21 protein-coding genes and 2 pseudogenes are annotated in these 12965 nt (G+C 43.2%); all 23 read left to right on the top strand.

The window, feature by feature from the left end; all coding sequences use genetic code 11:
* Positions 1-30 precede the first annotated feature (30 nt).
* The 23 genes and pseudogenes from rpsG (at position 31) to rpmD (ending at position 12955) form a co-directional block, all read left to right on the top strand.
* A complete protein-coding gene (gene rpsG / locus FU659_RS21225; RefSeq protein ID WP_047683198.1) occupies positions 31-501 on the top strand; it encodes a 30S ribosomal protein S7 in 471 nt (156 codons plus the stop codon).
* Positions 502-540: 39 nt separating this feature from the next.
* Positions 541-2616, top strand: coding sequence for an elongation factor G (gene fusA / locus FU659_RS21220; protein ID WP_147949382.1), 2076 nt, complete (start codon positions 541-543; stop codon positions 2614-2616).
* A gap of 39 nt (positions 2617-2655) precedes the next feature.
* Positions 2656-3846, top strand: coding sequence for an elongation factor Tu (tuf, locus tag FU659_RS21215; protein ID WP_047683193.1), 1191 nt, complete (start codon positions 2656-2658; stop codon positions 3844-3846).
* Between the two features lie 306 nt (positions 3847-4152).
* A complete protein-coding gene (gene rpsJ / locus FU659_RS21210) occupies positions 4153-4461 on the top strand; it encodes a 30S ribosomal protein S10 (RefSeq protein WP_147949381.1) in 309 nt (102 codons plus the stop codon).
* 43 nt (positions 4462-4504) lie between these two features.
* Positions 4505-5128, top strand: coding sequence for a 50S ribosomal protein L3 (gene rplC / locus FU659_RS21205; RefSeq protein WP_029196463.1), 624 nt, complete (start codon positions 4505-4507; stop codon positions 5126-5128).
* A gap of 16 nt (positions 5129-5144) precedes the next feature.
* A complete protein-coding gene (gene rplD / locus FU659_RS21200) occupies positions 5145-5771 on the top strand; it encodes a 50S ribosomal protein L4 (protein WP_147949380.1) in 627 nt (208 codons plus the stop codon).
* Entirely contained in the window at positions 5768-6058 is a 291-nt protein-coding gene (rplW, locus tag FU659_RS21195) for a 50S ribosomal protein L23 (RefSeq protein ID WP_028557493.1), read from the top strand. Before rplD ends, rplW begins: the two co-directional genes overlap by 4 nt.
* 32 nt (positions 6059-6090) lie before the next feature.
* Positions 6091-6921 carry a 50S ribosomal protein L2 gene (gene rplB, locus FU659_RS21190; protein WP_147949379.1) on the top strand — a complete coding sequence of 277 codons (831 nt, stop codon included), beginning with the start codon at positions 6091-6093 and terminating at the stop codon, positions 6919-6921.
* Between the two features lie 33 nt (positions 6922-6954).
* Positions 6955-7233, top strand: coding sequence for a 30S ribosomal protein S19 (gene rpsS / locus FU659_RS21185; protein WP_029196461.1), 279 nt, complete (start codon positions 6955-6957; stop codon positions 7231-7233).
* Positions 7234-7263: 30 nt separating this feature from the next.
* Positions 7264-7596, top strand: a complete 333-nt coding sequence (gene rplV / locus FU659_RS21180; RefSeq protein WP_028557490.1) for a 50S ribosomal protein L22 — start codon at positions 7264-7266, stop codon at positions 7594-7596.
* 13 nt (positions 7597-7609) lie between these two features.
* Positions 7610-8272, top strand: a complete 663-nt coding sequence (gene rpsC, locus FU659_RS21175) for a 30S ribosomal protein S3 (RefSeq protein ID WP_147949378.1) — start codon at positions 7610-7612, stop codon at positions 8270-8272.
* Positions 8273-8275: 3 nt separating this feature from the next.
* Positions 8276-8710 (top strand): 50S ribosomal protein L16, encoded by a 435-nt coding sequence (gene rplP, locus FU659_RS21170; RefSeq protein WP_147949377.1) that lies wholly within the window; start codon positions 8276-8278, stop codon positions 8708-8710.
* A complete protein-coding gene (rpmC, locus tag FU659_RS21165) occupies positions 8700-8897 on the top strand; it encodes a 50S ribosomal protein L29 (protein ID WP_028557487.1) in 198 nt (65 codons plus the stop codon). Before rplP ends, rpmC begins: the two co-directional genes overlap by 11 nt.
* Positions 8898-8924: 27 nt before the next feature.
* A pseudogene (gene rpsQ, locus FU659_RS21160) lies at positions 8925-9187 on the top strand (30S ribosomal protein S17).
* Positions 9188-9222: 35 nt separating this feature from the next.
* Positions 9223-9591, top strand: coding sequence for a 50S ribosomal protein L14 (gene rplN, locus FU659_RS21155; RefSeq protein ID WP_028557485.1), 369 nt, complete (start codon positions 9223-9225; stop codon positions 9589-9591).
* A 54-nt stretch (positions 9592-9645) separates the two neighbouring features.
* Entirely contained in the window at positions 9646-9999 is a 354-nt protein-coding gene (gene rplX, locus FU659_RS21150; protein WP_209856245.1) for a 50S ribosomal protein L24, read from the top strand.
* Positions 10000-10031: 32 nt separating this feature from the next.
* Complete coding sequence (gene rplE / locus FU659_RS21145; RefSeq protein ID WP_147949376.1) at positions 10032-10574, top strand: 50S ribosomal protein L5; 543 nt, start codon at positions 10032-10034, stop codon at positions 10572-10574.
* Between the two features lie 36 nt (positions 10575-10610).
* Positions 10611-10796 (top strand): type Z 30S ribosomal protein S14, encoded by a 186-nt coding sequence (locus FU659_RS21140; RefSeq protein WP_029196455.1) that lies wholly within the window; start codon positions 10611-10613, stop codon positions 10794-10796.
* 32 nt (positions 10797-10828) lie between these two features.
* Positions 10829-11227 carry a 30S ribosomal protein S8 gene (gene rpsH, locus FU659_RS21135; protein WP_056834171.1) on the top strand — a complete coding sequence of 133 codons (399 nt, stop codon included), beginning with the start codon at positions 10829-10831 and terminating at the stop codon, positions 11225-11227.
* A gap of 29 nt (positions 11228-11256) precedes the next feature.
* Complete coding sequence (gene rplF, locus FU659_RS21130) at positions 11257-11799, top strand: 50S ribosomal protein L6 (RefSeq protein ID WP_147949375.1); 543 nt, start codon at positions 11257-11259, stop codon at positions 11797-11799.
* Positions 11800-11861: 62 nt separating this feature from the next.
* Positions 11862-12229, top strand: a pseudogene (gene rplR / locus FU659_RS21125) (50S ribosomal protein L18).
* A 28-nt stretch (positions 12230-12257) separates the two neighbouring features.
* A complete protein-coding gene (rpsE, locus tag FU659_RS21120) occupies positions 12258-12755 on the top strand; it encodes a 30S ribosomal protein S5 (RefSeq protein ID WP_028557478.1) in 498 nt (165 codons plus the stop codon).
* A gap of 11 nt (positions 12756-12766) precedes the next feature.
* A complete protein-coding gene (rpmD, locus tag FU659_RS21115) occupies positions 12767-12955 on the top strand; it encodes a 50S ribosomal protein L30 (protein WP_147949374.1) in 189 nt (62 codons plus the stop codon).
* Positions 12956-12965 lie beyond the last annotated feature (10 nt).

The raw sequence follows: 12965 nt of genomic DNA, 5'->3' as shown, positions 1-12965 counted from the left end.
GAATGATTCTTATAAGAAAGGGGGATAACTATGCCTCGTAAAGGTCCAGTTACTCGCAGAGACGTATTGCCAGATCCAATTTATAATAGCAAACTAGTTACTCGTCTTATCAATCGCATCATGATTGATGGAAAAAGAGGGGTAGCACAGTCCATTCTTTATAACGCTTTTAACCTCGTGAAAGATCGTACAGGTAAAGAGCCGATGGAAGTGTTTGAAGCAGCTATCAAAAACATCATGCCAGTACTAGAAGTTAAAGCTCGCCGTGTTGGTGGAGCAAACTATCAAGTGCCTATCGAAGTTAGACCTGACCGTCGTTCGACTTTAGGTCTTCGTTGGTTGGTCAACTACTCCCGTCTTCGCGGTGAGAAGACGATGGAAGAAAGATTGGCTTATGAAATTATCGATGCTAGCAACAGCACAGGTTCTTCCGTTAAGAAACGTGAAGATACACACAAAATGGCTGAAGCTAATAAAGCATTCGCTCACTACCGTTGGTAGAATTCGAAATCAATTACTAGAAAGGAGGCATAACGACTTATGGCTAGAGAGTACTCCTTGAAAAATACACGTAATATCGGGATCATGGCTCATATTGATGCTGGTAAAACAACTACCACTGAGCGTATCTTGTTTTATACAGGCCGTGTTCACAAAATCGGTGAAGTCCACGAAGGTGGAGCAACGATGGACTGGATGGAACAAGAGCAGGAGCGCGGAATCACGATTACTTCCGCTGCTACGACTGCTCATTGGGAAGGTCACCGCATCAACGTTATCGATACCCCGGGACACGTTGACTTTACCGTTGAGGTAGAGCGTTCCCTCCGTGTGTTAGATGGAGCAGTTGGTGTATTTAGTGCGAAAGAGGGCGTTGAGCCTCAATCGGAAACAGTTTGGAGACAAGCTGATAAATACAATGTTCCTCGTATTGCTTACGTAAACAAAATGGATATCATCGGTGCAGATTTCTTGCAAGTTGTTGAATCCATGCGTCTTAAACTGGGCGCAAATGCGGTTGCTATTCAACTTCCGATCGGTGCTGAGAATGAATTCAAAGGCATCATCGATTTAGTTGATGAAGTGGCGTATATGTACAAAGATGATCTTGGTAAGGATATCGAAAAAATCGAGATCCCTGCTGAGTTCAAAGATAAAGTCGCAGAATTGAGATTGGAACTGATCGAGAAAGTTGCTGAGCTTGATGAAGAGCTTACAATGAAATATCTCGAAGGTGAAGAACTTACTGTTGATGAAATCAAAGGAGCTCTGCGTAAGGGTGTCTGCGAAGTGAAAATCTTCCCAGTTATCTGCGGATCTTCATACAGAAACAAAGGTGTTCAATTGATGTTGGATGCAGTTATTAACTATCTGCCATCCCCACTTGATGTACCTGATATTAAAGGTGTTCTTGACGATGGTACTGAAGTGGTTCGTAAGTCTGCTGATGATCAACCTTTCTCAGCGCTTGCATTCAAAATCATGACAGATCCTTTCGTTGGTCGTCTTACCTTCTTCCGTGTATACTCTGGTACCTTGAACTCCGGTTCCTACGTTGTTAACGCAACAAAAGGCAAACGTGAACGTGTTGGTCGTATTCTGCAAATGCATGCGAACGCACGTCAAGAAATCAGCATTGTATACTCAGGTGATATTGCCGCGGCTGTTGGATTGAAAGATACAACAACAGGTGATACACTTTGTGATGAGAAAAACCCTGTTATCCTTGAAAGAATGGTTTTCCCAGAACCGGTTATCCAGCTTGCTGTTGAACCGAAAACGAAAGCCGATCAAGATAAAATGGGTATCGCATTACAAAAACTTGCAGAAGAAGATCCTACGTTCCGTGCTTCTACAGATGAAGAAACAGGACAAACGATCATCGCGGGTATGGGTGAGCTTCACCTTGAGATTCTCGTTGACCGTATGCTTCGTGAATTCAAAGTAGAAACCAATGTAGGTAAACCTCAAGTAGCTTACCGTGAAACTTTCCGTGCTTCAGCTAAAGTTGAAGGTAAATTCGTTCGTCAATCCGGTGGCCGTGGTCAATACGGACATTGTTGGGTTGAGTTCGAACCTCAAGAAGCTGGCACTGGTTTCATCTTCGAGAACAAGGTAGTAGGCGGATCCATTCCTAGAGAATATATCGCACCTATTCAAGCTGGTATCGAAGAATCCATGAAAAACGGTGTAATCGCAGGATTCCCGCTCGTGGATATCAAAGCTACTGTCGTTGATGGATCTTACCATGATGTTGACTCCAATGAAATGGCGTTCAAAATTGCGGGATCCATGGCACTTAAAGCAGCTAAAGAAAAATGTAAACCGGTTCTTCTTGAACCAATCATGAAGGTTGAAGTTACTGTACCAGAAGAGTACATGGGCGATGTTATGGGTGACCTTAACTCCCGTCGTGGACGTATCGAAGGTATGGATAGCCGTCATGGAGCGCAAGTCATCCGTGCTAAGGTACCTCTTTCTGAAATGTTTGGTTATTCCACAACACTTCGTTCGAGAACACAAGGCCGTGGTGTTTACTCCATGGAACTTTCGCATTATGAAGAAGTACCTAAGTCCATTGCAGAAGAAATTATTGCAAAAGGCAAAGGCGCTTAATATAAAACTATTAGTCACTCTAAGGAGGAATCGTTTAAAATGGCAAAGGCTAAATTTGAACGTAATAAACCGCATGTTAACATTGGGACTATCGGTCACGTTGACCATGGTAAAACAACTTTGACAGCTGCGATCACAACAGTATTGTCCAAAAGATACGGTGGAGCTGCAGTAGCATTCGACCAAATCGATAAAGCACCAGAAGAGCGCGAGCGCGGTATCACAATCTCCACAGCTCACGTTGAGTACGAAACACCTAACCGTCACTACGCACACGTTGACTGTCCTGGACATGCTGACTATGTTAAGAACATGATTACTGGTGCTGCTCAAATGGACGGAGCGATTCTGGTTGTATCCGCAGCTGACGGCCCTATGCCGCAAACTCGCGAGCACATCCTGCTTTCCCGTCAAGTAGGCGTACCTTACATCGTAGTATTCCTTAACAAATGCGACATGGTTGAAGACGAAGAGTTGCTTGAACTAGTTGAGATGGAAGTTCGCGACCTTCTTAACGAGTACGAATTCCCAGGCGATGATACACCAATCATCCGTGGTGCAGCTCGTGAAGCTCTTGCAAACCCAGAAGGTCCTTGGGCTGATAAAATCATCGAGTTGTTCGAACAAGTCGATACTTATATCCCAACTCCTGAGCGTCAAACTGACAAACCTTTCCTTATGCCGGTTGAGGATGTATTCTCAATCACAGGCCGTGGTACAGTTGCTACAGGTCGTGTAGAGCGTGGAACAGTTAAAGTACAAGAAGAAGTTGAAATCGTTGGTATTGCTGAAGAAACTCGTAAATGCATCGTAACTGGTGTAGAGATGTTCCGCAAATTGCTTGATTCCGCTCAAGCTGGTGACAACATCGGAGCATTGCTTCGTGGTGTAGACCGTAAAGACATCGAGCGTGGACAAGTTCTTGCGAAACCGGGTTCAGTTAAACCACACACAAACTTTACAGCTCAAATCTACGTTCTAACTAAAGAAGAGGGTGGCCGTCATAAGCCTTTCTTCACTGGTTACCGTCCTCAGTTCTACTTCCGTACAACTGATGTAACGGGTATCATCTCCCTTCCAGAAGGAACAGAGATGGTTATGCCAGGTGATAACATCACAGTTACAGTAGAACTGATCAACCCAATCGCAATCGAAGAAGGAACACGCTTCGCGATTCGTGAAGGCGGACGTACAGTTGGTGCGGGCGCGGTTGCTACAATTCAAAAATAAGTTTTATATATAGAAGAAACACTTACCGCTTAGGTGGTAAGTGTTTTTATTTATTTGGGTTTCAGCAGGGATACTAGGTATATAAATTAACCCTAATTGCTACAATGAATAAAATATAGGTGTATGACTAAAGTTTCGCTTGCAATTACGTTTAATATTTTATATAATATAAAACGTTGGTCTGTGACGTTGCGATGATGCGAGAGGTTGCCGACACACCTGGCCCCTTTGCCATGGGGAAGGCTGTTGGAGAATTTTCGCGGAGTATGTCCGATACTAAATTGGGCGATAGAAGGAGGGTTTTAAATGGCAAAGCAAAAGATTCGTATCCGTTTGAAAGCTTATGATCACAGAATTATTGATCAATCAGCTGAGAAAATCGTGGAAACTGCCAAGCGTTCCGGTGCAGGTGTATCCGGTCCGATTCCGCTTCCTACTGAGAAGCAAATCATCACGGTTCTTCGTGCGGTACACAAGTACAAGGATTCGCGTGAGCAATTCGAAATGCGTACGCATAAGCGTCTTATCGATATTGTGAATCCAACACCACAAACAGTTGATGCTCTAATGCGTCTGGACTTACCGTCTGGCGTAGACATTGAGATCAAACTGTAATACAACTATAGAATGAATGTTAGGAAGGAATGAGGTGTCAACGATGAAAGGTATCTTAGGAAAAAAACTTGGGATGACACAGTTGTTTACTCCGGAGGGTAATGTAGTTCCGGTAACTGTCATTCAAGCGGGACCATGTGTGGTACTGCAAAAGAAAGATGTGGATAACGACGGGTATGAGTCGATCCAAATCGGTTTTGATGATGTGAAAGCTAGCAGAATCATTAAACCAGAGCTTGGCCATGCGAAAAAAGCAGGGGCAACGCCTAAGCGCTACGTTAAAGAAATTCGTGGCATTCAGTTGGGTGACTATGAAGTTGGTCAAGAACTGAAAGCAGATCTGTTTACAGAGGGCGAATTCGTTGATGTAACGGGTACTTCCAAAGGTAAAGGTTTTCAAGGTAACATCAAAAGACATAACCAATCCACTGGGCCAATGGCACACGGATCACGTTATCACCGCGGACCAGGTTCCATGGGTTCCATTCAAGCAAACCGTGTTCCTAAAGGTAAAAAGCTTCCAGGACACATGGGTAACGAAACAGTAACTTTGCAAAACCTGCAAATTATTAAAGTAGATGCTGAACGTAATGTATTGCTAGTTAAAGGTTCCATTCCGGGTCCTAAAAACAGCTACGTTAGCGTGAAGTCTGCTGTTAAAAAGTAAGAAAGGAGGAAGACAGATGCCAAAAGTAGCTTTATATAATGTAACAGGTGCTCAGGTAGGGGAAATTGAACTGTCTGACGTTGTTTTCGGAATTGAGCCTCACGTTCACGCGATTCACGAAGCTGTTCTTTTACAACAAGCAGCTGTGCGTCAAGGAACTCACAAAACAAAAGGTCGTTCTGAAGTTCGCGGCGGTGGTCGTAAACCTTGGAAACAAAAAGGTACAGGTCGTGCGCGTCAAGGTAGTATTCGTGCTCCACAGTGGAAAGGCGGCGGTACCGTATTCGGACCGACACCTCGCAGCTATGGTTTCAAATTGCCTAGAAAAGTTCGTCGCTTAGCGATTAAGTCCGCTTTGTCCTCGAAACTTATCGATAACGGATTGATCGTTTTGGATCAGCTTCAATTGAATGCTCCTAAGACTAAAGATTTCGTAGCCATTTTGAACAACCTTAAAGTTGATAGCAAAGTATTGGTAGTTGGCGTAGCTAATGATTCCAATGTTGCTTTATCAGCTCGTAATATCCCAGGTGTGAAATTTGTTGCTGCTGATGGTGTTAATGTTCTTGATGTCATGTTGCATGACAAATTGATCATTACGCAAGAAGCTGTACAGAAAGTTGAGGAGGTGCTTGCACAATGAAAAATCCACGCGACATTATCAAGCGCCCGATCATCACTGAGCGTACAAGCGACCTAATGGCTAACAAAAAGTATGTTTTCGAAGTGGATCTTCGCGCTAACAAAACAGAAATTAAACAAGCTATTGAAGCGATTTTCAAAGTGAAAGTTACAAATGTAAACACATTGAGAATGCCAGCTAAGCCAAAACGCTATGGCAAACACTCCGGCTACACTTCCATCTGGAAAAAAGCTATCGTGTCCCTAAGCGCAGAAAGCAAAGAATTGGAATTCTTTGAATCGGTATAAACCCCATTTCTTAAAGTTAGGAGGAAATCAGAGTGCCAATTAAAAAATATAAACCAACCTCACCAGCTCGACGTGCGATGTCGGTTTCTACTTTTGAAGAGATCACAACATCAACACCGGAGAAATCCTTGCTTGCTCCTCTGTTCAAGCATGCTGGTCGTAATAACCAAGGTAAAATTACGGTTCGTCACCATGGTGGTGGACACAAACGTAAATACCGGATTATCGATTTCAAACGTACTAAAGATGGAATACCAGGACGCGTTGCTACAGTTGAGTACGATCCTAACCGTTCCGCGAACATCGCATTGATCCATTATGCTGATGGTGAAAAGAAATATATCATCGCTCCTAAAGGTCTTAAAGTGGACGATCGTATCGTTTCTGGACCACAAGCTGACATCAAAGTAGGTAACTCTCTTCCATTGGAAAACATTCCAGTTGGTACAGTTATCCACAATATCGAATTGAAACCAGGTAAAGGCGCACAGTTAGTACGTGCAGCTGGTACGGAAGCTCAACTTCTTGGTAAAGAAGAAACTTACGTAACCATTCGTCTTTCATCCGGTGAAGTTCGTAAAGTTCTAAAAGTTTGCCGCGCAACGATCGGATCTGTAGGTAACGAAGATCACGAGCTTGTGAAAATCGGTAAAGCTGGTCGTAACCGTTGGAAAGGCAATCGTCCACAAGTTCGTGGGGTTGTTATGAATCCTAATGATCACCCACACGGTGGTGGTGAAGGACGCGCTCCAATCGGACGTAAATCACCTATGTCGCCATGGGGTAAACCTACTCTTGGTTACAAAACTCGTAAAAAAGGTAAAGCATCCGATAAATACATTGTACGTCCTCGTACGAAGTAATTCTCTTAAGGTTCAAGGAAGGGAGGAACACCCATGGGTCGCAGCTTAAAGAAGGGTCCATTTATCGATGGATACTTACTGAAAAAAGTAGAAGACTTGAACACATCCAGCAAAAAGCTGGTTATCAAAACGTGGTCCCGTCGTTCTACGATTTACCCGCAATTCGTTGGTCACACTTTCGGCGTATATGACGGAAGAAAACACGTGCCTGTTTATGTAACAGAAGATATGGTTGGACATAAGCTTGGTGAATTTGCTCCAACACGTACTTACAAAGGTCACGACGACGACAAGAAAACCGGAAAACGTTAATTTCATTTTTAACCGAGAGGAGGTACTACCATGCAAGCTAAAGCAATATTGAACCACGCTCGGATTGCTCCTCGTAAAGCAAAGCTAGTTGTTGACTTGATTCGGGGAAAAGCGGTAGGTGAAGCGATCGCGATTCTGCGTCATACGCCTAAAGCAGCTTCTCCAATTTTGGAGAAACTTCTCAATTCCGCAATTGCCAATGCAGAGCATAACTATTCATTAGATCCTAATAAACTAGTGGTTTCTGAGACGTTTGTTAACCAAGGACCAACAATGAAAAGGTTCCAACAACGTGCAATGGGCCGTGCTAGCGCGATCAAAAAACGTACCAGCCACATTACAATCGTGGTATCTGAAAAATAAGGAGGGATAACGTGTGGGTCAGAAAGTAAACCCGGTAGGCCTTAGAATTGGTATTATTCGTGATTGGGAGTCCAAATGGTTTGCAGAGAAAGATTTCGGAACTCTGTTGCTTGAAGACGTCAAAATCCGCGAATACTTGAAAAATAAACTTAAAGATTCTGCAGTTTCCCGTTTCGATATCGAGCGCGCGGCTAACCGTGTGAACGTAACGATTCATACTGCAAAACCAGGAATGGTTATTGGTAAAGGCGGAGCTGAAGTTGAAGTTATTCGCAACTACATCGCTGGCTTGTCCAATAAAAAAGTTCACATCAACATTTCTGAAATCAAAAGCCCAGATCTTGATGCTATTCTTGTAGCAGAAGCTGTTGCACTACAACTGGAACGTCGCGTTTCATTCCGTCGTGCTATGAAACAAGCTATGCAAAGAACAATGAGATCCGGCGCTAAAGGTATTAAAGTTGCAACTAGCGGACGTCTTGGCGGAGCCGAGATTGCTCGTACGGAAGGATATAGCGAAGGAACAGTTCCACTTCATACGCTTCGTGCGGATATCGACTATGGTACTGCTGAAGCAGCCACTACTTATGGACGTATCGGTGTAAAAGTATGGATTTATCGTGGAGAAGTGCTTCCGCCAGCTAAGAAAAAGGCTCAGCCGGAAGGAGGAAATTAAATCATGTTAGTACCTAAACGTGTAAAACACCGTAAAGAACACCGCGGTAGCATGAAAGGTCGCGCTAAAGGCGGAACGGAAATAGCTTTTGGCGAATATGGTCTGCAAGCGGTAGAACCGGCTTGGGTATCCAACCGTCAAATCGAAGCAGCTCGTATTGCCATGACACGTTACATCAAACGTGGCGGTAAAGTATGGATTAAAATTTTCCCAGCTAAACCAGTTACACAAAAACCGCTTGAAGTTCGTATGGGTAGTGGTAAAGGTAACGTGGAGAAATGGGTTTCCGTTGTTAAACCGGGCAAAATTTTGTTTGAACTAGCTGGTGTAAGTGAAGAGGTCGCTCGTGAAGCGATGCGTCTTGCTGCTCACAAGCTTCCAATCAAAACGAAGTTCGTGAAAAGAGAAGAAGTAGGCGGTGAAGCAAATGAAGGGTAGTGAATTCCGGAACTTAACCACTGCTGAAATTGAGCAAAAAGTTAATGGTTTTAAAGAAGAACTCTTTAACCTCCGTTTTCAACTAGCTACTGGTCAATTGGACAATCCGACTCAAATTCGTGATTTGCGTAAAGAGATCGCTCGTGCCAAGACTATTTTGCGTGAAAGAGAATTGGGGATTGGGTAACCAAATCTAGAAGGGAGTGTTCCTTAGATGACTGAACGTAACGATCGTAAAGTTCTGATCGGTAAAGTTGTCAGCGATAAAATGGATAAAACCATTGTTGTTGCTGTTGAAACTTACAAAAAACATGAACTCTATCACAAGAGAATCAAATATACGAAAAGTTTAAAGCTCATGATGAAAACAACCAAGCTAAGATTGGTGACACTGTGAAAATCAGTGAAACTAGACCGTTGTCCAAAGATAAAAGTTGGAGATTGGTTGAAATTCTTGAAGTTGCAGTTGTTATCTAACAATCTAGAGATGAACCCCGAAAGGAGGGAATACGATGATTCAACCATTTACTCGTTTGGCTGTCGCTGATAATTCAGGTGCTAAACAACTTATGTGTATCCGCGTTTTGGGTGGTACTGGTCGTCGCGTAGGTCATATCGGTGATTTGATCGTTTGCTCAGTAAAAGAAGCAACACCAGGTGGCGTTGTCAAAAAAGGTGACGTTGTTAAAGCAGTTATCGTTCGTACGAAGAGCGGTGCTCGCCGTAAAGACGGATCTTACATCTCATTTGATGAGAATGCGGCTGTTATCGTGAAAGAAGATAAAAGTCCGCGTGGTACACGTATCTTTGGACCAGTTGCACGTGAGCTTCGTGACAGAGACTTCATGAAGATCGTATCCTTGGCTCCAGAAGTTATCTAAGTAGTAGTTACGACGTTGTTTTCCTAGCGGGAAACTCAGGAGGTGTAGAACACAATGCCAAGAACTAAAAAGAGATTAGAATCTCATAACAATAAACTGCACGTGAAAAAAGACGATACGGTTTTTGTAATCACGGGTAAAGACAAAGGTAAAAAAGGTCGCGTTATCGCTGCTTATCCTCGTCAAAACCGTGTACTTGTTGAAGGTGTGAACATGGTTAAGAAACATGCGAAACCATCCCAACAAAACCCACAAGGCGGCATCTTGAATCAAGAAGCGGCGATCCACGTTTCTAACGTGATGCTGATTGATCCTAAGAGCGGCAAACCGACTCGCGTTGGTTACAAAGTATTGGATAACGGAACAAAAGTTCGCATCGCGAAAAAATCCGGCGAAGTTATCGATTAATACAACAAGCATGGAAAGGAGGCAAATGAAACATGGCAGTAAGAATGAAAGATCGTTATTTGAACGAAATTACACCAGCGTTAATTCAAAAGTTTAACTACACAACTGTTATGCAAGTTCCGAAGATCGAGAAAATCGTTATCAACATGGGTGTTGGTGAGGCTGTATCGAACTCCAAGGTCCTTGACACTGCAGTAGAAGATCTTCAAAAAATCGCTGGTCAAAAACCAGTTGTAACAAAATCCAAAAAAGCGATCGCGGGTTTCAAACTCCGTGAAAATGTACCTATCGGAACGAAGGTAACACTTCGCGGTGAGCGCATGTATCACTTCTTGGATAAATTGTTTAACGTATCACTTCCACGTGTACGTGACTTCCGTGGTATTTCCAACAAGGCTTTTGATGGCCGTGGAAACTACACACTTGGTCTAAAAGAACAACTCATTTTCCCTGAAATTGAGTATGATAAAATCGATAAAGTTCGTGGTATGGATATTGTTATCGTAACGACGGCTAAGTCCGATGAGGAAGCTCGCGAGCTTTTAACACAACTCGGAGCGCCTTTCGTTAAATAGGTTACCAGTCGTACCTATCAGGAGGTGTTATATTAAGTGGCAAAAACTTCGATGAAAGTCAAACAGCAACGTACCCCGAAGTTTAAAGTGCAAGCATACACACGTTGTGAGCGCTGCGGACGTCCGCATTCAGTGCTTCGCAAGTTCAAAATTTGTCGGATTTGTTTCCGCGAATTAGCACACAAAGGTCAGATTCCAGGCGTGAAAAAAGCAAGCTGGTAATCACCCTATTTTCGGGAAGGAGGTTTACACAAATGGTCATGTCAGATCCAATTGCAGATATGTTAACACGCATCCGTAATGCGAATATCGTACGTCATGAAACAGTTGAAATTCCTGCATCAAAAGTGAAAAGGGAAATCGCTGAAATCCTCAAAAAAGAAGGATTTATCCGTGACGCTGAATACGTTGAAGATAGCAAACAAGGTATCATCCGTTTGTTCCTGAAATATGGTTCAAACAATGAACGTGTTATCTCCGGTTTGAAAAGAATTTCCAAACCAGGTCTACGCGTTTATACAAAATCACAAGAAGTCCCTCGTGTACTAGGCGGATTAGGGATTGCCATCATCTCCACATCTAAAGGAGTTATGACGGATAAAGATGCTCGTCAATCCAAAGCTGGCGGAGAGGTTATCTGCTACGTTTGGTAATACAATTGTAATTGAATGGAGGTGCAAACATGTCTCGTATTGGTCGTAAGCCAATCACCATTCCAAGTGGTGTAAATGTAACACTAGAAGATACTCAAATCACGGTTAAAGGTCCTAAAGGAACTTTATCCCGTGCACTTCATAAAGATATGAAAGTCAATGTTCTAGAAAACGAGATTTCCGTTGAGCGTCCTTCCGATAACAAACTCCACCGTTCCCTGCATGGTACAACACGTAGTGTTGTTGCCAACATGGTAAGTGGCGTAACGGAAGGCTTCACGAAATCTTTGGATCTAGTAGGCGTAGGTTACCGTGCTAACAAAAACGGTGACAAATTGGTTCTCAACGTTGGGTACTCCCATCCAGTTGAAATCAATCCTGAGAGCGGTATTGAGTTCGATGTTCCAACGAACACGAAGATTATCGTTAAAGGTATTGATAAAGAATTAGTTGGCGCAACAGCTGCAAAAGTACGTTCCGTACGCGAACCAGAGCCTTATAAAGGTAAAGGTATCAAGTATGAAGGCGAACGTATTCTTCGTAAAGAAGGTAAAGCTGGTAAGAAGAAATAAGATCGTTAGATCGCGGGTAAGAACTCTCGCATCATAAGATGATGAAAGGAGTGCAAGTATAAATGATTACTAAAGGCGATAAAAATAAAGCCCGTCTGAAAAGACACCTTCGTGTTCGTAAGAAAATTGAAGGTACAACGGTTCGTCCACGTTTGAACATTTTCCGTTCATCCAAACACATGTATGCTCAATTAATTGATGACACTACTGGTGTTACAATTGTTTCAGCATCTACACAAGATAAAGATCTTAAAAGTGATATCGGTAACGGCGGAAACGTTGAAGCTGCTCGTAAAGTTGGCGCATTAATCGCTGAGCGCGCGAAAGAAAAGGATTAGTTAAAGTGGTTTTTGACCGCGGTGGCTACCTCTATCATGGACGTGTTCAAGCATTAGCTGATGCAGCTCGTGAAGCTGGTCTTGAATTCTAGGAAAAACATTAATAAGGAGGTAAAAGACTTGCGTGTAGATCCTAATACTTTAGAGCTTACAGAAAAAGTTGTTAATATTAATCGCGTAGCTAAAGTAGTAAAAGGCGGACGTCGTTTCAGCTTCAGCGCACTTGTTGTCGTTGGCGATGGCAATGGCTGGGTTGGCGCAGGAATCGGTAAAGCATCCGAAGTTCCTGACGCGATTCGCAAAGGCATTGAAGATGCGAAAAAGAACTTAATTCATGTTCCTATCGTAGGCACTTCGATTCCTCACCTTGTAACAGGTAAGTTTGGTGCAGGCCGCGTTCTGTTAAAACCAGCTTCCCAAGGTACTGGAGTTATCGCAGGCGGACCAGTTCGTGCAGTTCTTGAACTTGCTGGTGTCGGCGATATCTTGACAAAATCCCTGGGTTCATCGAACTCCATGAACATGGTTAACGCAACGCTTGAAGGCTTAAGCCGTTTGAAAAAAGCGGAAGAAGTTGCAAAGCTTCGTGGAAAATCAGTTCAAGAGCTATTAGGTTAGGAGGGGTAAACATGGCGAAACAATTACAAATTACCCTAAAACGCAGCCTGATTGGCCGCCCTGAAACACAACGCATTACAGTGAAAACGTTAGGTCTGCGCAAGCTGCACCAAACGGTTCTTCACCAAGATAATGCTGCGATCAGAGGCATGGTTAATCAAGTTAGCCATTTGGTAGAAGTTAAAGAAATCGAAGCATAGTAACACATAT

Origin of the sequence: Paenibacillus sp. N3.4 (assembly GCF_008017805.1) — a bacterium.
GTDB lineage: Bacteria > Bacillota > Bacilli > Paenibacillales > NBRC-103111 > Paenibacillus_E.
Note: the sequence above shows the minus strand (reverse complement) of the source record. Positions and strands in the feature narration are given on the sequence as shown.

Coding starts and splice junctions, on each gene's coding strand:
- rpsG (WP_047683198.1), top strand. CDS start 31: ATGCCTCGTAAAGGTCCAGTTACTCGCAGAGACGTATTGCCAGATCCA.
- fusA (WP_147949382.1), top strand. CDS start 541: ATGGCTAGAGAGTACTCCTTGAAAAATACACGTAATATCGGGATCATG.
- tuf (WP_047683193.1), top strand. CDS start 2,656: ATGGCAAAGGCTAAATTTGAACGTAATAAACCGCATGTTAACATTGGG.
- rpsJ (WP_147949381.1), top strand. CDS start 4,153: ATGGCAAAGCAAAAGATTCGTATCCGTTTGAAAGCTTATGATCACAGA.
- rplC (WP_029196463.1), top strand. CDS start 4,505: ATGAAAGGTATCTTAGGAAAAAAACTTGGGATGACACAGTTGTTTACT.
- rplD (WP_147949380.1), top strand. CDS start 5,145: ATGCCAAAAGTAGCTTTATATAATGTAACAGGTGCTCAGGTAGGGGAA.
- rplW (WP_028557493.1), top strand. CDS start 5,768: ATGAAAAATCCACGCGACATTATCAAGCGCCCGATCATCACTGAGCGT.
- rpsS (WP_029196461.1), top strand. CDS start 6,955: ATGGGTCGCAGCTTAAAGAAGGGTCCATTTATCGATGGATACTTACTG.
- rplV (WP_028557490.1), top strand. CDS start 7,264: ATGCAAGCTAAAGCAATATTGAACCACGCTCGGATTGCTCCTCGTAAA.
- rplP (WP_147949377.1), top strand. CDS start 8,276: ATGTTAGTACCTAAACGTGTAAAACACCGTAAAGAACACCGCGGTAGC.
- rpmC (WP_028557487.1), top strand. CDS start 8,700: ATGAAGGGTAGTGAATTCCGGAACTTAACCACTGCTGAAATTGAGCAA.
- rplN (WP_028557485.1), top strand. CDS start 9,223: ATGATTCAACCATTTACTCGTTTGGCTGTCGCTGATAATTCAGGTGCT.
- rplX (WP_209856245.1), top strand. CDS start 9,646: ATGCCAAGAACTAAAAAGAGATTAGAATCTCATAACAATAAACTGCAC.
- rplE (WP_147949376.1), top strand. CDS start 10,032: ATGGCAGTAAGAATGAAAGATCGTTATTTGAACGAAATTACACCAGCG.
- rpsH (WP_056834171.1), top strand. CDS start 10,829: ATGGTCATGTCAGATCCAATTGCAGATATGTTAACACGCATCCGTAAT.
- rplF (WP_147949375.1), top strand. CDS start 11,257: ATGTCTCGTATTGGTCGTAAGCCAATCACCATTCCAAGTGGTGTAAAT.
- rpmD (WP_147949374.1), top strand. CDS start 12,767: ATGGCGAAACAATTACAAATTACCCTAAAACGCAGCCTGATTGGCCGC.